Source organism: Paenibacillus algorifonticola, from assembly GCF_000971975.1.
GTDB classification, from domain to species: domain Bacteria; phylum Bacillota; class Bacilli; order Paenibacillales; family Paenibacillaceae; genus Pristimantibacillus; species Pristimantibacillus algorifonticola.
On the sequence record NZ_LAQO01000015.1, the window covers coordinates 173,513 to 191,333 of the forward strand.

Here is a 17,821-nt window from a genome sequence, read left to right on the forward strand (position 1 = left end):
GCCGCCGAATAAACGGCAGCCCTCTATTTTTTAAAAACAATCTGCTGTTGATTCTGCTTGTCATTGGGCGATTAGTGTCCCGATGCCTCATGATCGTTGGACAGCTTCAGCACATCAAACAGCTTGAACAGCAGGCTTAGCAAAATCGCAACGACTGTAGCGAGCGCCATGCCAGACAGCGAGAACTCGCCGAGCTTGATGGTGACCCCACTGAGTCCGGTCACCATGACAACGGTGGTCAGAAACAGATTGGTCGGCTTGCTGTAATCGACCTTCGATTCCACGAGCATCCGGAAGCCGGATGCGGCGATAACGCCGAACAGGAGCAGCGACACGCCGCCCATGACAGGAACGGGGATGCCGGAGATCAGCGCCGAGAATTTTCCTGAAAAAGAAAGCAGGATGGCGATAACAGCAGCACCGCCAATTACAAAGGTCGAGTACACTTTCGTAATGGCGAGTACGCCGATATTTTCACCATACGTTGTATTTGGTGTGGAGCCGACAAAGCCGGAAATCATCGTCGAGATTCCGTTGCCGAGCATAGAGCGGCTCAGCCCAGGGTCCTTGGATAAATCTTTGTCCACGATGTTGCTTGTGACGACCAGATGTCCAATATGCTCGGCAATGACGACAAGCGCTGCTGGAGCGATGGCCAGAATGGCCGCCCATTGGAACACAGGCGCCGTAAATTCGGGCAATTGCAGCCAGCCGTTTTCCCCAACATTGGCGAAGTCGGTCAGGCCCATGAAGTGAGCGATGATATAGCCAGTCACGATTCCGATTAATATCGGGATAATCTTCATAAAACCACGGAAAAGCACCGAGCCGAATACCGTTACGGCGAGCGTAATTGTAGACAGCGCAACCGTAGGGCCGTCCATCTTCCAGTTCGCTGGTTCCGCATAGTTATCCGGCATAATCCAGCCAGCCATTTTCGCTGCCACCGGAATGAGCTCAAGCCCGATAATCGCTACAATCGCACCCATCGCTGCAGGAGGGAAAACAATATTAATCCAGCCCGTTCCCGCATAATGAATAATCAAGGCGACAAGTGTGAAAATAACGCCTGCGGCAATAAAGCCGCCCAAAGCCGCGGCGTAATTGTCCGGATCACCTGCGGCGCGCTCGCCGATAACCGCTCCGGCAGGCGCAATAAAGGCAAAGCTGGAGCCGAGATAGGCCGGGATTTTTCCTTTACAAATCCATAAATAAAGCAAGGTGCCGATTCCGTTCATGAGCAGGCAGACAGCCGGATCGACGCCAAGCAAATTCGGTACCAGTACGGTGGAGCCGAACATGGCGAATAGATGCTGCAAGCTCAGCATCAGGCTCTGCCCCAGCGGAGGGCGATCCATAATTCCAATTGTATTGCGTTTTTCCATAAACCATTGAACCTCCCACGTGTTCTATGTCTATAATCCTTGTCGATTCTACCGAGTTCGGCAGAGGATGGCAAGCTTTTTTTCAGACAGATGAAAAAATAGGCCGGAGCCGTTCGCAGAACGGACTCCAGCCTGATGCAAGCAAAGCATATGGGGCTTGTTCAAACTACTTTCTTATTGTTCGTTATGGCGTGTGAAGCAGTATGGAGAATCGCTTTATCGCTTTGAATTTTCCGAAGAGCCTTTTTGAAATCATTCTATGAGGCTTAGCCGTTGATTAGCCCAGCTTTGACAAGCAGGCGTTTCACGATAGCAGCTGTCTCCGCCCGGGTGATATTGGAGTCCGGGTTCAGAGCGCCGTCAGCGCCTTGCACAATGCCGTTTTTCAAGGCAGCAGCCACTGCGGCTTTCGCCGAAGCTGATACGGATGCGCTGTCCCCGTAAGCAGCCAGCAGGCTGTCGATTTCAGCGGCATCGCTGACTTGTGCCAAAGTTGTAAGTGCAAGAGCGCGGTTCAAAATAATCATCGCTTCTTCACGGGTAATCAAACCGTTTGGACGGAATGTGCCATCCGCGTAACCGCTAATGAGCTTGTTCGATACAGCGAGCTTCACTTCATTTTCGTACCAGCTGCCTGCCAACACATCGGAGAAGGAAACCGAAGTGCTGCCGGAAGCCTTGTGAATACCAAGAGCGCGAAGCAGTGTCGCTGTAAATTCAGCGCGTGTAATGGAAGCGTTCGGTGCGAACTCAGTGCTCGATACGCCTTTCATGATCAGGCGGGAGCCCAGATCGTTGACGTCATTTTTGCTCCAGTGATTTTCAACATCCTTGAACGAAGCAGGAGCATAAACGACCGCGTAGCTGCTGTTCGTCAAGCTGTTGATGTTAGCCCAGTACGTGGAGCCTGTCACGGAAATATATGTCGGTACATGGTGCAGCGTACCATCTGAGCCAAATACAACGCCTGTTGTAATCGCTTTGCCGTTAGAGCCAGCAGGCAGAGCGATCGTACGCTCTACATAATGATTAAATTGGCTAACAACTACGCTTTTTCCGTTGTAATGTGCGATAACTTCAAAGTCTACTGGAGCACCAACAACGTTCAAGCCTTGCTTGGAAGCTTGGGCTTGGATGGCGCTTGCCGCTGCACTGTCCGCTGTTTTGACGGAAATCGTGATTTTAATATCCGACAGGGCAACCGAAGCTCCGACCTGTGCGGAAATGCTGTCAATGTTGATGTCGATGGCAGGCAGCGTGTAGGCAGCCGTTGGCGTTTGGATTTTAACGGATGCGCCGCGGCCTTCCAGTTCTTTCACGAGCTGACCATTCAGTTCGCCAGTCACAATAGCGGCAGTTGTATCTTGAACCGGAAGCACCAGTTCATTAATGCCGGAAGTGCTGATTTGCTTGATTACTTTATCGTTGTCCACTTCAAGCAGGATGGATTTACGTCCATTTTGCTCAGAGGTTTTGGAAGTCGCAAATTGCGGTTGTTCCTTGCCATCGATGTAGACGATGACAGGTGTCGATGTTGCGGTTGGTGTAGCACTTGGTGTTGCTACAGGAGTCGTTGTTGAACCGCCTCCTGATCCGCCTGGCGTTGGCGTTGGTGTCGGTGTTGGTGTTGGTGTTGCTACAGGCTCCTTCGAAATGACAATTTCTCCTCCATCAACGGTAGACGGGATCGTATACGATGAGCTTCGGTAGAACGCCCAATTCTCATCGTTCGAGGTATCTACAGTCAGGTGATAGGTTCCTGTCGTTTCGCTGCTGAGCGATTTAACCTCAATGGCGAACAGCTGGACAGGCTCAATAATACGCGAGCTTCCGCCCGTAGAGTCAATCCAGATGACGCGTGCCCATCCCGCCGTGTTGTCAAAATTAGACTGAAAATAGCCTGTAGCCGACGGAGCGCCGTCTTCCGGAGCAGCTTCTCCATGCGTAGGCGTAATGCTGACGATGCTCAGAATGGAAGGATCAAAGTCGATTTGCATATTGTATGCGCCAACGCCGTCTCCCGGACTTGTCAGCATGACAGGCACAGTTGCCGATTGTCCGGCTGTAACATTGGTGTTCGTAATCGTAACCTGCGCAGGGGCGCTTGATTCAGCGTGTGCGGCAGCTGGCAGAAGAACGGCTGGCAAAACGAGCAGGCAGCTCAACATGAGCAGCAGAAGGCGTCTTGCAGGAGCTTGCTTCAATAATGTTTGCATAATAACCTCCATGAATGTAAGGATAGATGTGCGAAGCTTGATCTTTTTTTAAGTCCGAAAGCCGTTACAGCGTTAATCCGGTACGCCAGTAGTGAATACCCATTCGGAAAATGCGATGCCTGCAAATTCATTTCCGCTTGCATCTTCAAAGGCACCCGCGCTAATGACGAGGCTAAATTGTGTCTCCCATGGCAATTTCCCTGTTAAATTTTTGATCGTAACGGTTTTTCCGTTAACCTCAATGTTAGATGTATCATTGGCTAAATAATTTAGCCCAGGGCTATTCGGTCCCACATAATAAAACTGAATAAGTTTTCCGGGAACGGCAGTGACCTCTCTATCAAAAGTGAAAACAATATCGTTATTTCTATTGACATTTACACTTTCATTTTCAGGTGTACGGCTAACAATGATAGGATTAGCGCTCATTACGATAGAATCGGACTTTATGAGAACGGTCTGGCCTGTCAGCAGATCGCCCGATGCGGCAACCGGCGTCACTTCTGCGAAGACATAATGATTCACGTCGGCTAGCTGAAGGCTGTAGACATGTGCCATTTCGCCATTGATTTCCGTACGGTCGGAGCCATCAGCCAGCGTGCCGCGGAACCATTTAATGCGGGTATTGCCTTCAGGATGATTTTCAGCGTCAAAATAGCTGTATTGTGCTGTCGCCGTCTCGCCTGGCGCCCATGAGTCGGCACTTAAGGAAGTGTTGTATACGGCGGGAGCATCGTCAATGGAGCTTAAAGTGACGATGTATTTTTCAGTTGAGTTAAGGGCGGTTTTGCCGGTATAGAGATTCATCAAAGCAGTGGCATCAGCCGCAGTGACGGCACCGTCGCGATTAATATCGAACAAATTGGCCTCGCCAGGGGTTAATACGGTATTCCGGTCCACGGCTCTTGCGATCAGAAGCGCATCCGCAGATGTAACCATGCCGTCCCTGTTCGTATCCGCGAAGCGGTCAACCGTCACGCGAAAATGCTCGATCAGCTTTTCATTTCCGGTTGTAACACCTTCAATTTTAATTTCGGTTGTTCCAGCAGCTAAAATTTCGATGTCTATGTAAGGCAGCTGCACATTAACCGATGCAACATTAGCATCGCTGGACGATGCGGACAGAATGACGACTGTTGCTTGAGTGAACAGCTTCGTCGTATCCAGCTTGATGGAGGAGTCGGAAGTGATAATCTCTGACCCCGAGCCAGGGCCGTAATTAGAAGAAGGCTTGACCCATTGCATATCGTTGTTCACGACAGGCAGGAAGTAGTTCGATGGCCCAGATGCAGCCTCCGCCATAGTTGAAAATGACAAGGTTGTTCCTAGTACAGCAGTGCACAACAATAGCGAGGGACCTTTGCTGCGGGAAAAAACAGCCATTTTACGCAAATAGTTATTCATTTGTCTGAGTCTCCTTCGTTTCTGAATATGAGATACTTTTCTCTATTCTACTGAACATGGCTGAACCGATTCTGAACGGAGATGTCAAATGGTGGAGAAAGTCATCGATAAACGTCAAATATAGTTGAAAATGAAAGCTTATATACAAATAAACCGTCAATTTCTGCGAACAGAATTTGACGGCTCAAATCGTTATTTCTTCATTATCAAAGGTTGATATCGAGCAGCACCGGACAATGATCGCTTCCTAGTATGGCGGAATCAATGGCTGCATCCTTCAACACTGGGGCGAGTCGCTCTGAAATCAGAAAATAGTCAATGCGCCAGCCGACGTTCCGCTCGCGTACTTTAGGCATGTAGGACCACCACGTATACGCATCCGTGCGATCGGGGTAGAGATGGCGAAAGCTGTCAATAAAACCAGCAGCCAGCAGCTCGGTCATTTTGCCGCGTTCTTCTGGGGTGAAACCGGAATTGCCATGGTTGGCTTTGGCATTTTTGAGGTCGATTTCCTGATGGGCGACGTTGAGATCGCCGCAGACGATGACGGGCTTCACCGCATCAAGCTGCTGCAAATAAGTGCGGAAACGATTCTCCCACTCCAGTCGATAATCCAGCCGCAGCAAATCGCGTTTGGCATTGGGCGTATACACATTAACCAAATAAAAGCCTTCAAATTCCAGCGTCAAAATGCGTCCTTCCGGCTCTTCATTTTCTTCGATGCCATACCGAACGGAAAGCGGCGGGATTTTCGTGAACACAGCAGTACCGGAATAACCTTTCTTTACGGCGTAGTTCCAGTAATCCGAATACGTCTCGCCAAGCTCCAACGTAATTTGCCCCTCCTGCAGCTTCGTCTCCTGAAGGCAGAAAATATCCGCATCCATCTCTGTAAAATAGTCCATAAATCCTTTGGTTACACAGGCTCTCAGCCCATTAACATTCCATGAAACCAGCTTCAATGCGGTCCATCTCCTCATGTTGTCATTTATAATAAAAACGTTATTAATAGTGTTTCTGCTAAGCGGGCAGCAGGATGAAGGCTTTACCGTCAGCGTTCATAATCTGGGTTCCATTGCTAAGCGTAGTATAGGGAAGCTCCCAATGCGAATGCCCGCAAAATACGAGCGTCTCGGGCAGTTGTTCGAGCGCAGCGCGATGCCCGATAATGCCGCCAAGACCAGCAAGGCGAAGCCCACAAATCTCGGCCAGAACTAGTGGTTCTATCAAATGCATACAATCGCTTCTAGCCAGCAGCTCCATATCCGTAGACTCTATTATATCATGGTTGCCCGCTACGCCTGCGACCCAGCCGAATGCTTCACGGAAAGCGAGCCAGACAGGTAGGGGGCTTGTGCGATACCACCGCCGGCCGACGCTGTTTGATAGGGGAAGCTTTCAAGAGGTTCGGGAAGTATTCGCTCGATTTTCATAGCAGCCAAGGTAGCCTCCTTGTTGATGATTTTGGCGAATGCCGTTCATGTTATTCACACGTTCTCACTGGAAATTATGGTCACTATACCATGATTGCCGGAGGCGGGCAACCGAGGCGATTTGATCATATTTGCTAGAGTGCGTTATGATAGAATCGGTAAATAAATGAAAAAGGAGACGAAATGGATAATCTAATCTTATGGTTGAAGTATTTGATTCTCGGTATCATTCAAGGCTTTACGGAGCCGATTCCCGTATCATCAAGCGGACATTTAATAATTGCCCAGCAGCTTCTGGGAGTAGATCAGCGAGGGCTGGCATTCGAGATTTTAACGAACACGGCATCGCTTATTGCGATTGGCTACATTTTTCGCCAGGATATTAATCGGCTGATTGTAAACACCATCAAATACATGAGAACACGGGACAAAGCTTACAAAAGCGACTTCCTGTTCGCCATGTATGTCGTCATTGGAACGGTGCCAGCCGTTATCATCGGGCTGCTGTTCAAGGATCAGATTGAAGCGTATTTCTCCTCTGTTCGTACAGTTGCAATATCGCTGCTCATAACGGGTGTGGCGCTCTGGCTCATCCGCAATTTGCAGGGGCGCAAGCGGGATGGCGACCTAACGGTCAAGGACGCCTTAATTGTAGGCTTGGCGCAGGCAGTAGCGCTCATTCCCGGCATTAGCCGCTCCGGCTCGACGGTTATTACTTCGATCGCAGTCGGGATGAAGCAGGAGACGGCGCTGCGGTTTTCTTTTATGCTGTACATACCGATCAGCCTGGGCGGCTTGGTGCTGGGCATCTCGGATATTGCGAATGATCCGAATCGCTCCTCGCTGGCGATCCCATATATAATTGCCTTTCTGGCAACGTTAATCGTAACGTATTTCTCGATGCGCTGGTTCATGAACATTATGGCGCGCGGCAATTTAAAATATTTTTCGTATTATTGCTTCATAGCTGGCATCTTGCTGCTGATTTTCCTCTAGGCTATATCTGGAGGGAGAGAGGAGTAGACAAGGTGCAGATGGCACAAATAGGCTTCTAGCAGGCTGGTATCCGAAGATGGATGCCGGTTTTTTTTGCGCTGCGTGGGCTGGCTTGCTGTATTTATACATGTCTGCGAATAAAGATCAGTATACCGTGAATGATTAAATACGATTGTTTCAGCTAAATTTACAATTTTTTACTGACGTCGCAAATTGGAAATTCGTTATTTTTTATGAAAACCTCACAATATCTAAATTCAGGAAGAATTATAATTAAAAAATATATTAAATTAAATTTATAATTAATTTATATCCATGAATATATATTTACAATTTTAAATAAATATATTCAACTCTTATTTGTTAATACTTGACTAACATTACCTCTATTATAGAACTAGATGTTAAAAAAAGAGAGAAAGATAAATAAAAAGTATTGTAACTCTATTCTTAATGATATAAAATGTGACATAGATTGAGTCTCATGATGTCACATTCGAACGGCTAGATTCGCATGAAAACGCTAGGCACAGCTCGTTATTATTTTCAGAATTATCAATTTAATTAACGCTCGAAATTATAATTCGTTAGGGTGATTAAATGTGAGTGAGGAATTGCTGAGAATGGAGCATTTAACGACGTCCTTTCGTATTGCTGACCGCTATTATGCAGCAGTGGATGACGTTACGCTGACGGTCAGAAAAAATGAAATTTTAGCGATAGTTGGCGAATCGGGCTCGGGAAAAAGCGCATTGGCCTTTTCGATTATGGGGCTCCATACGCGGGCGAAAATCGAGGGGCATATTTATTATAAGGGGCAGGATTTGGCTCATCTGCCTCCAAGCAAATTAAACAAGCTGCGGGGCAAGGAGATGGGCATGATTTTTCAGGACCCGCTGTCGGCGCTTAATCCGCTTATGATTATTGGCAGCCAGATTGAGGAGGCGCTGCTGCTGCATAATGACATGCTGACGGCGGAGCGGCGCAAGGCGAAGGTACTGGAATTGCTCGATAAGGTAGGCATCCCGCGCCCAGAGCATACGTATCAGCAATATCCGCATGAGCTGTCCGGCGGGATGAGGCAGCGCGTCGTCATTGCCATTGCGATTGCCAATGAGCCAGAGCTGCTTATTGCCGATGAACCGACAACGGCGCTTGATGTGACGATTCAGCTGCAAATTTTGGAGCTGATCCGCAAGCTGAAGAGTGATATCGGTGCAGGCATTATCCTCATCACCCATGACCTTGGCGTTGTGGCGGAAATGGCCGATCGTGTGGCGGTAATGTATGCGGGACAGATCGTGGAAATCGCCGATATTTATACACTCATTTCGAATGCGCAGCATCCTTATACGAAGTCGCTTCTCAGCTCGATTCCGGCGGCCAGCGCTGAAAAGTCCAGGCTGCATGTCATTCAGGGCATCGTGCCGTCCTTGCAAAAGCTGCCCCGCGAGGGCTGCCGCTTCCGCTCCCGCATTCCGTGGATTCAGGAAGCAGCGCATGAGCCGGTGCCAGCTATGCATGAAGTAAGTCCCGGTCATTTCGTCCGCTGCACCTGTTATCGGACTTTTTATTTTCCTAAAGTGGACGGGAAGGGGGCTGACTATGGCGCTTCTTGATATTAAGGATTTAAAGGTGCATTTCCCGATTCGCGGCGGCTTATTCGGAAGAGCGGTTGGCGAGGTTAAAGCGGTTGACGGCGTAAGCTTGTCCATTGAGCAGGGCAGCACCTACGGGCTTGTTGGAGAGTCCGGCTCGGGCAAGACGACGACGGGGCGGGCGATCATCGGCCTCAATGCGATTACGTCCGGCCGCGTTATGTTTGAAGGAAAGGACTTGAACGAAGGAGGCAAGCGCAGCTTGCTGAATGCCCGCCGCGATGTCCAAATGATTTTTCAAGATCCGTATTCCTCACTTAATCCGAAGAAGCGCGTCATCGACATTGTGGCGGAGCCGCTGCGCAACTTCGAGCGGCTGTCTGCGCAGGAGGAGAAGCGGCGCGTGCGCGAGCTGCTGGAGCAGGTGGGCTTAAGCGCGGAGACGATTTATAAATATCCGCATGAGTTTTCCGGCGGGCAGCGGCAGCGGATCGGCATCGCGAGGGCGATTGCCTTAAAGCCGAAGCTGATTATTGCCGACGAGCCTGTATCGGCGCTGGACGTATCCGTGCAGGCGCAGGTGCTCAATTTTATGCAGGACATCCAGAAGGAATTAAACCTCACGTACTTGTTTATCAGCCATGACCTTGGCATTATCCGGCATATGTGCGATCACATCGGCATTATGTACAAGGGAAGACATGTTGAGCAAGGCACAACCTCAGATATTTTTCATAACCCTCAGCATATTTACACCAAGAGGCTCCTTGCAGCCATTCCTGATATCGACCCTACCGAGCGAGAAAAACAGCGACAGTTTAGAGCAGCGGTAAAAGCTGAATATGATCAAGCCTACAGAGACTATTTTGACGAAGAGGGCCTGGCCTATTCTCTAAGGCCTATCTCAAGCACGCATCTAGTAGCTCTGCCTGGGAAAGGTGGATAGCGATGTGGAAAACGATTGTTCGCCGTATATTCATTATGATTCCGCAATTATTTTTACTTAGCATTCTCGTCTTTTTGCTCGCTAAAGCGATGCCCGGCGATGCGCTCACAGGTCTTGTTGATCCGAGTCTTGATCCAGCGGCGCTTGAAGCGCAGCGAGAGCGGCTTGGTCTGAACGATCCGTGGCATGTGCAGTACTGGAACTGGATGATCCATGCGCTGCAGGGCGACTTTGGACAATCGTTCCGCTTCAAAATGCCCGTGTCCGAGCTCATTGGCCAGCGCATTTTTAATACGATCTGGCTGTCTGTCGCGACGCTGATTTTGACTTATTTAATCGCGATTCCGCTCGGTATTACGAGCGGCCGCTACAACGATACTTGGGCGGACCGCCTGATTACGGGCTATACCTATTTGGGCTTTGCTGCGCCGCTGTTTATTTTTGGCTTGGTCATGCTGTGGCTGTTCGGCTTCCACTTTGATTGGTTCCCGACAGGCGGCAGCGTGAAGCCGGGGGTAGAGCCTGGCACGGCTGCGTATGTCTTCAGCAAAATCTATCATTTGCTGCTCCCGGCGCTATCGATGGCGCTAATCACGACAGTGACGACGGTGCAGCTGCTGCGCAGCGAAATTATTGATACGAAGCAGCGCGATTTTATTTTGACCGCAAGGGCTAAGGGGGCTTCGGAGTCCCGCGTCTACAACCGCCATATATTGCGCAACTCGCTGCTGCCGATTGCTGCTTTTTTCGGCTATGAGATTACGGGCTTGATCGGCGGCACCGTATTTATTGAGAGCATTTTCAGCTATCCTGGCATGGGCCAGCTGTTCCTCAGCTCCATCTCCTTGCGGGATTTCAGCGTCGTGACGGCGCTGGTGCTGCTGTATGGGCTCGCATCGATTTTGGGAGCTTTAATTTCTGATTTGATTTTGAGCATCGTCGATCCCCGGATTCGAATCAAATAAGCACGCAGGGAGGCTTTAAATATGAGCAAGCTTGCAACCGCCGAGGCGGACCGAAGCCCCTCCGGCTGGAAAATCATCTGGCGGGAAATTGTCCGCGACAAGGTGGCGTTTGCTTCCTTTCTTTTTCTAGGACTCATTATCGTCTTTGTGTATGGCATTTCGCTTGTGCTGGATCAGAAGCAGATCGTGACCGTCGATTTGTTTTCGCTGTACAAGCCGCCTTCCGCCGAGTTTTGGCTGGGGACAGACTATGGCGGGCGCGACGTGTTCGGTCAGCTCATTATTGGCACGCGCAACTCCTTGTCCATCGGCATTATTGTGACGCTGATGACCGGGATCATCGGCATTCTAATCGGGCTGCTGTCGGGTTATTTTGGCGGCAGCGTAGACAATGTATTTATGCGCTTCGTTGATTTTTTTATGATTTTGCCGACGCTCATGATCGTTATTGCGTTCGTCACCGCCGTGCCCAAATACAGCATTATTTCATTTTCACTCATTATGACGGCATTCCTGTGGATGGGCATTGCCCGGCTGATTCGCTCAAAGGCGCTGCAGGAGCGCGAGCTAGATTACATTCAGGCGTCCAGAACGCTGGGCTCCTCCCATCTGAAAATTATGTTTACACAGCTGCTGCCGAATCTCAGCTCCATTATTATTGTGACCATGACGCTGAATCTGGCAGCGAACATCGGCCTTGAATCCGGCCTTTCCTTTCTTGGCTTTGGCTTTCCCGAAAGCACGCCGAGCCTCGGTACCTTAGTCAGCTATGCGAGAAACCCGCAAACCCTGGAGAGCAGATGGTGGATCTGGTTACCCGCGTCAGTGCTGATTTTGGTATTGATGTTGAGTATAAATAATGTTGGTCAAGCGCTGAAGCGCGCGACGGACGCAAGGCAAAGAAAAGGCTAATAAAAGGAGGAGATGGTGTAATGAGAAAGGTTATGGGGTCAAGGTATGTATTCGTTTCGCTGATGCTTGTGCTCGCGCTAATGCTGGGGGCATGTACATCAAATGGCGGAAATGGGGCGGCAGAAAGCGCAAGTCCTGGAGCCAGCGCTGAACCTACGGCTAGTGCAAGTGCAGCACCAGCTGAAGATGATGGTCTTTATTCAATTGAGGATTTCAACAAGGTTAAAATTAATGAAGGAACGGCGCTGAAGGGTGGCTCCGTCACTTACGGCTTGGTGTCCGATACGCCATTTGAAGGTACGCTGAACTTCAATTTCTATTCGAGCAACCCGGATGCGATGGTCTTGCAGTGGTTCGACGAGGGACTGCTGACTTGGGATGCAAACTACGTCTACACGAATGATGGCGCAGCGACCTATGAGGTATCAGAGGATGGACGAACGTTCACCTTCACCATTCGCGACAATGTCAATTGGCAGGATGGCCAGCCGGTGACAGCGGAGGATTGGCTGTTTGCGCATGAAATAATCGGTCACAAGGACTATGACGGTCCGCGTTACGACTCCAATTTTACGAACATTGAAGGCATGCAGGAATATCATGATGGCAAAGCCAAAACAATTTCCGGCATTAAGGTGCTTGGAGACAAGCAGCTGCAAATTACGTATATCCAATCTACTCCGTCCCTACTGACGGGCGGCGTTTGGACGTATCCGCTGGCGAAGCATATTTTTGGAGATATGGATGTTGCTAAAATTTCGTCTTCCAAGGAAGTGCGCGAGAAGCCGATCGGCTTCGGACCTTTTAAAGTTAAATCAATCGTACCAGGCGAGTCGGTCGTATTTGAGAAAAATGCCGATTACTGGCGCGGCGAACCTGCTTTGGATGAGGTTATGCTGAAGGTCATCAACCCGACGACGGTCGTGCAGCAGCTTGAGAGCGGCGGCGTTGATCTCGTCGATTCCTTCCCGGTTGACCAATATCCGGACAATGCGGGTATGTCGAACGTCGAGTTTCTCGGCATGATCGACCGTGCCTATACGTATATCGGCTTTAAGCTTGGTACATGGGATAAAGAAGCAAAAGTGGTTAAGCCGAATGACAAGGCGAAAATGGGCGATGTGAATTTGCGCAAGGCGATGTGGCAGGCGGTGGACAATGATGCGGTCGGCAAAAAGTTCTATCACGGCCTGCGCTGGAATGCAACGACGCTAATCCCGCCGTCCCACCCAGAGTTCCATGATTCTACGAACAAAGGTGTAACCTACGATCCGGAAGCGGCGAAAAAGCTGCTGGATGACGCAGGCTACAAATTAAACGGCGAATTCCGCACCAATCCAGATGGCAGCGAGCTGGTCATTAACTTTATTTCGATGACTGGCGGAGATATTGCTGAGCCGCTGGCCCGCTATTATGTGCAATCCTGGGCGGCAATCGGTCTCAATGTGAACCTGGAAATGGTCGAGTTCAACTCCTTCTATGACCGGGTAGGCTCCAATGGCGATGATGATCCTGCGGTCGATGTGTATCAAGCGGCATGGCAGGTGGGGATCGACGTTGACCCGGCTGGCTTATATGGCAAAGATGCGATTTATAACTTCCCGCGTTTTGAGACGGAGGAGAATAGCAGGCTGCTTGCCGAGGGTGTCTCGGAGAAAGCTTTCGATGTGTCGGTACGCCAAGGCATTTATAAAGAATGGCAGCAGTATATGGTTGATCAGGTTCCGGTATTCCCGACCTTGTACCGCTCCGAGCTTGTTCCGGTGAATAAGCGCATTATGAACTATGCAATCGGCGATGGCACCGGCATTTATTTGCATCAGCTGGCTGTATCGCAAGATAAACCGTTTGTAGCCGAGAAGTAGCGTATAATAAGATTTAGAGTAGCGAAAAAGAGGGTGGATGGACGTTAGCATCCGCCAGCGAAGCGAAGGCTGTTCTCCCAGACCGAAACATCGGTCTGGGCAGGGCAGCCTGCTTTGCGCTTGAAGCTTTGCGGGATGGGCAAAAGCGGCAGCACCCTTTTCAAACGGGGGCGGGAATGCTACAATCTCTGAAACTAAGGTTCAGAAAATAAGGAGAGGCGGGTAACGAATATGAGCAATCGACCTACGATTAATGATTATAGTACTTTCTCTGAAACGTACATTAGCAAAGTGCCGGAAGGCAGCATTAAGGATCTGCTGCTTGAGGCGTATGATACGACAAGCGGGCTGCTGGCAAGCATTCCGGAGGAGCGCGGCAGTTATAAATACGCAGAAGGCAAATGGAGCATTAAGGAAGTCATTGGACATATTAATGATACCGAGCGCGTCATGAGCTATCGCCTGCTGCGGATTTCGCGGGGCGATTCGACGCCGCTGCCTGGGTTTGAACAGGATTTGTTTATAGCGGGTGCGAGGTTTAATGAGTATACGATTGCGGAGCTTGCTGACGAGTATCGGGCGATCAGGCAATCGACGCTTAAGCTGATTAGCAAGCTTTCCGATGAGGAGCTGGCACGGCGCGGCAACGCAAGCAGCTCCGAGGTAACGGCATTGGCTCTGGCTTACATTATCGCCGGTCACGAGCTGCACCATTTGAACGTATTGAAAGAACGATATTTAATTGACTAGCTTAACAGTCACCAAAGGAGCTCTATGATGAGTGAAGCAAGCTTTAACGATTATCAATTAAGTGAAGACATTACCCGGGCGCTGGACAGCTTAGGCTACAAGCAGCCGACCGTTGTACAACGCGAAGTGATTCCGATTGCGCTGGGCAAGCGCGATCTTACAGTCAAGTCGCACACCGGCAGCGGCAAGACCGCGGCCTATGGCATTCCGATCTGTGAAATGGTTGATTGGGACGAAAATCGCCCGCAGGCGCTTGTTCTAACACCGACCCGGGAGCTTGCCGATCAAGTAACCGAGGACATAACGAACATTGGCCGTTACAAAAGAATTAAAGCGACCGCGATTTATGGCAAGCAGCCCTTTGCACCGCAGCGCATGCAGCTGACGCAAAAAAATCATGTGGTCGTCGGTACGCCAGGCCGCATTATGGATCATATCGAAAAGGATACGATTGATCTGGAGAAGCTGCGCTTTCTCGTCATTGACGAGGCGGACGAAATGCTGAGCATGGGCTTCATTGAGCAGCTGGAAATGATTATTCAGGAGCTGCCCAAGGATCGGGTGACGCTGCTGTTCTCGGCTACGCTGCCGAAGGATGTAGAGCGGCTGTGCCATCGCTACATGAACGATCCCGTTGATATTGAGATTAAAGGAGAGGGCAGCACGAAGGCCGAAATCGACCATTCGCTGTTTATCGTACGGGATAACCGCAAGCTGCAATTGCTGCAAGATGTGACGGTAATGGAAAACCCGGACAGCTGCATCATTTTTTGCCGGACGCAGGTGAATGTCGATGAGGTGCACGATGAGCTGACCCAGCTCGGTTATCCGATTGGCAAAATCCATGGCGGCATGGAGCAGGATGACCGCAATCGGGTAATGGGCGAGTTCCGCAGAGGCGAGTTCCGTTATTTGGTGGCGACTGACGTAGCGGCGCGAGGCATTGATATTGATCGGATTTCCCATGTGATCAACTATGATTTTCCGATGGAGAAGGAAAGCTATGTCCACCGCGCAGGCCGAACTGGACGAGCAGGCAACAAAGGCAAGGCAATCTCGTTCGTGACGCCAAATGAGGATTCTTTTCTCGCGAATGTTGAGGCGTACATTGGGTTTAAAATCCGGCAAGCGGAAGCCCCGCCCGAAGATGTTGTGGACAGCCGCAGGGAAAGCTTTGAGCTGAAGCTGAAAGCAAGTCCCGAATTGAAACAGGACAAGAAGTCACAGCTGAGCGCGGACATCCTCAAGCTGCATTTCAACGGAGGCAAGAAAAATAAGCTCAGAGCGGTTGATTTCGTTGGCACGATTGCGAAGATCGAAGGCATGACAGCTGTCGATATCGGTATTATTACGATTGAGGACAATAAGACCTATGTGGAGATTTTGAATGGCAAAGGCGACCTTGTGCTGCAAGCGATGAAAAACACGACGGTCAAAGGCAAGCTGCTTAAGGTGCAGCCTGCGCGGAAATAACAGGTAGAGCCGATTGCGATCAGCAAACGTAGCGGGAAGGGCGCACCAAGCAAAGCGCTCCTCCAAGCAACCGCGCTGCATCGTTATCGGCTTTAATTATTTAAGAGGCAAAAAAGATCAACTGACAAAGTTGAGATATTGACATTTGTATTGGCTCAGGCCGTATGTTATGGTTGAAGCAGCAAAGGAGAGATAGCAATGGCGAATGAAACACCACTCACGAAAGAAGCAATATTGGACGCCGCGGAACAGGTGCTTCGGCGATACGGCCCGGATAAAACGTCGGTTACGGACATTGCGAAGTTTCTACAGGTCAGTCATGGCACCTTATATCGGCATTTTGCGAGCAAAGCAGCTCTTCGAGAGACAGTTACGGAGAGATGGCTGGATAAATGCGTATCTGAGCCTCTGGAAGGCATTGCGGCTGCAACGGACGGCAGCGCTGCTGTACAATTGCGTTCATGGCTTGAGGCGCTCATCCAGAAGAAGCGGTTGTATGCGTTGGAGGATGCAGAGATGTTTGCGATGTACTCAGCGGTAACGCTGGAAGCCGTTGATTTAATTGCGGCGCATATCGACCACCTGGTCAAGCAGATCGCCGTCATTGTAGAACGCGGCATGCACAGCGGCGAGTTTAAGCCGGGTGAGGCGGATGCGATGGCAAGGGCTATTTTTCTCGCGACGACGAAATTTCATCATCCGGCTTTTGTACGCGAATGGTCGAGTAAGGACATAGATCAGGATTTTGATGCCGTATGGAGCTTGCTGCTTGCCGGATTACAATAAATACGCCTTTAGAAACAGATCGGATTACTCCGGCGGCCGTTTCTAACAGGCGTATTTTTTTGCGTTTAAAATGGGGGACCTGCTGCTCATGCTTCAGCAACAGGAGAAGGATTAGTATAAAGCCTACCCTATTTTTCACCTCATTATATAATAATACCTAATCGTATTTGATAGGATAACCCCCTGTTACTATGGATTATTCGGGTTTTAAATGCTACTGGCATGTTGATTATAAATATAACGTTCGTTGAATATAAGTTGGGATTTTGTGCGTCTCAAAAAGCGGCCCCTATAATACGGGCCGCTCTCGGTTTGGTATCTAAGTGTAGGGTAATACCTCACATATTTTTAACTTCTTCAATTTCAGCCTTGAATCTTTCTTCAACAGCTTGTTTGATTTCATTATGTTTATCTTGATCGTTTTCATGACCATGATCTAATGATTGTATTTTCAATGCATCAGAATCTAAACTAAATCTGCCGTTATTCATATTGATAACGCTATATTCTCCATATGCATTCTGTTTGAGGTATAAAACATACTGTTCGCCCTCGTTTATTTCATTATAATTTTCAATGGAAAGTATCTTTGACTTAGTGTCTTCTTTGATAAGAGAAATAGGTTCAATAATATTCATTTCTTCATTCTCAATGACCGACGCGGATTCTGGTTTTTTCAACACTTTGAGGATCTTAATCGGAGTTCTAGTGTAAAAATCTTCCAATGCTTGTGGTAAGTCTGCTCCAGCAGCATCCTGTTCAGCATACTTGACAACATGTTCGCGATCAAAGAAATTGGTATCCGTCTCTGCTATCACAACCAGCTCTGCATCATCAAACAATCGGTTTTCTTTATCAAACTCCTGATAATTACCATGAGTTACAACTGTCACTACAGTGTCTTCTTTGCTAACTTCTTTACCGGCATTGTCCACAGGTGAACCATTACTGCACGCAAAAAGAAACAAAGAGAACGATGCAAGCAAAAGCAAAAGCTTAACATTTCTCATGTGAACCCTCCTAAAAATTTCGTTATTTAAGTAGATACAAAACTGTTTAAAAAAGAACAACTCATTTTACAGCCCATTTTTC

At 49.2% G+C, this 17,821-nt stretch carries 15 protein-coding genes; 9 read left to right on the top strand and 6 right to left on the bottom strand.

Annotated features, from left to right (window positions below; translation table 11 throughout):
- Nucleotides 1-71: 71 nt before the first annotated feature.
- The 5 genes from uraA to WH37_RS20155 all read right to left on the bottom strand — a co-directional run bounded on the left by uraA (nt 72) and on the right by WH37_RS20155 (nt 6,241).
- Nucleotides 72-1,385, bottom strand: coding sequence for a uracil permease (uraA, locus tag WH37_RS20135; RefSeq protein WP_046232410.1), 1,314 nt, complete (start codon nt 1,383-1,385; stop codon nt 72-74).
- Between the two features lie 266 nt (nt 1,386-1,651).
- Nucleotides 1,652-3,601: an S-layer homology domain-containing protein gene (locus WH37_RS20140; RefSeq protein ID WP_052737098.1), complete on the bottom strand. Its 1,950-nt coding sequence runs from the start codon at nt 3,599-3,601 to the stop codon at nt 1,652-1,654.
- Nucleotides 3,602-3,673: 72 nt separating this feature from the next.
- The gene (locus WH37_RS20145; protein ID WP_046232411.1) at nt 3,674-5,005 is read right to left on the bottom strand and encodes an Ig-like domain-containing protein; all 1,332 of its coding nucleotides are present in this window, start codon (nt 5,003-5,005) and stop codon (nt 3,674-3,676) included.
- A 206-nt stretch (nt 5,006-5,211) separates the two neighbouring features.
- The gene (locus tag WH37_RS20150) at nt 5,212-5,967 is read right to left on the bottom strand and encodes an exodeoxyribonuclease III (RefSeq protein WP_046232412.1); all 756 of its coding nucleotides are present in this window, start codon (nt 5,965-5,967) and stop codon (nt 5,212-5,214) included.
- 58 nt (nt 5,968-6,025) lie between these two features.
- Nucleotides 6,026-6,241 carry a hypothetical protein gene (locus WH37_RS20155; RefSeq protein ID WP_156182343.1) on the bottom strand — a complete coding sequence of 72 codons (216 nt, stop codon included), beginning with the start codon at nt 6,239-6,241 and terminating at the stop codon, nt 6,026-6,028.
- Nucleotides 6,242-6,621: 380 nt separating this feature from the next.
- On the opposite strand from WH37_RS20155, the gene WH37_RS20160 reads away from it, so the two are divergent.
- The 9 genes from WH37_RS20160 (at nt 6,622) to WH37_RS20200 (ending at nt 16,729) form a co-directional block, all read left to right on the top strand.
- Nucleotides 6,622-7,434, top strand: coding sequence for an undecaprenyl-diphosphate phosphatase (locus WH37_RS20160; RefSeq protein ID WP_046232414.1), 813 nt, complete (start codon nt 6,622-6,624; stop codon nt 7,432-7,434).
- 602 nt (nt 7,435-8,036) lie between these two features.
- Complete coding sequence (locus WH37_RS20165) at nt 8,037-9,053, top strand: ABC transporter ATP-binding protein (protein ID WP_046232415.1); 1,017 nt, start codon at nt 8,037-8,039, stop codon at nt 9,051-9,053.
- On the top strand, nt 9,040-9,978 hold the full coding sequence (locus WH37_RS20170; RefSeq protein ID WP_046232416.1) for an ABC transporter ATP-binding protein: 939 nt from the start codon (nt 9,040-9,042) through the stop codon (nt 9,976-9,978). Before WH37_RS20165 ends, WH37_RS20170 begins: the two co-directional genes overlap by 14 nt.
- A gap of 2 nt (nt 9,979-9,980) precedes the next feature.
- A complete protein-coding gene (opp4B, locus tag WH37_RS20175) occupies nt 9,981-10,943 on the top strand; it encodes an oligopeptide ABC transporter permease (protein ID WP_046232417.1) in 963 nt (320 codons plus the stop codon).
- 21 nt (nt 10,944-10,964) lie between these two features.
- Nucleotides 10,965-11,855, top strand: coding sequence for an ABC transporter permease (locus WH37_RS20180; protein ID WP_046232418.1), 891 nt, complete (start codon nt 10,965-10,967; stop codon nt 11,853-11,855).
- A gap of 20 nt (nt 11,856-11,875) precedes the next feature.
- Nucleotides 11,876-13,720 (top strand): oligopeptide ABC transporter substrate-binding protein, encoded by a 1,845-nt coding sequence (locus tag WH37_RS20185; RefSeq protein WP_143088575.1) that lies wholly within the window; start codon nt 11,876-11,878, stop codon nt 13,718-13,720.
- 231 nt (nt 13,721-13,951) lie between these two features.
- A complete protein-coding gene (locus WH37_RS20190) occupies nt 13,952-14,470 on the top strand; it encodes a DinB family protein (RefSeq protein WP_046232419.1) in 519 nt (172 codons plus the stop codon).
- Nucleotides 14,471-14,497: 27 nt separating this feature from the next.
- A complete protein-coding gene (locus tag WH37_RS20195) occupies nt 14,498-15,943 on the top strand; it encodes a DEAD/DEAH box helicase (RefSeq protein WP_046232420.1) in 1,446 nt (481 codons plus the stop codon).
- Between the two features lie 198 nt (nt 15,944-16,141).
- Nucleotides 16,142-16,729 (top strand): TetR/AcrR family transcriptional regulator, encoded by a 588-nt coding sequence (locus tag WH37_RS20200; RefSeq protein WP_046232421.1) that lies wholly within the window; start codon nt 16,142-16,144, stop codon nt 16,727-16,729.
- Nucleotides 16,730-17,067: 338 nt separating this feature from the next.
- Here the strand turns inward: WH37_RS20200 and WH37_RS20205 are convergent, their stop codons facing one another.
- Nucleotides 17,068-17,739, bottom strand: coding sequence for a hypothetical protein (locus tag WH37_RS20205; protein WP_046232422.1), 672 nt, complete (start codon nt 17,737-17,739; stop codon nt 17,068-17,070).
- Between the last annotated feature and the right edge of the window lie 82 nt (nt 17,740-17,821).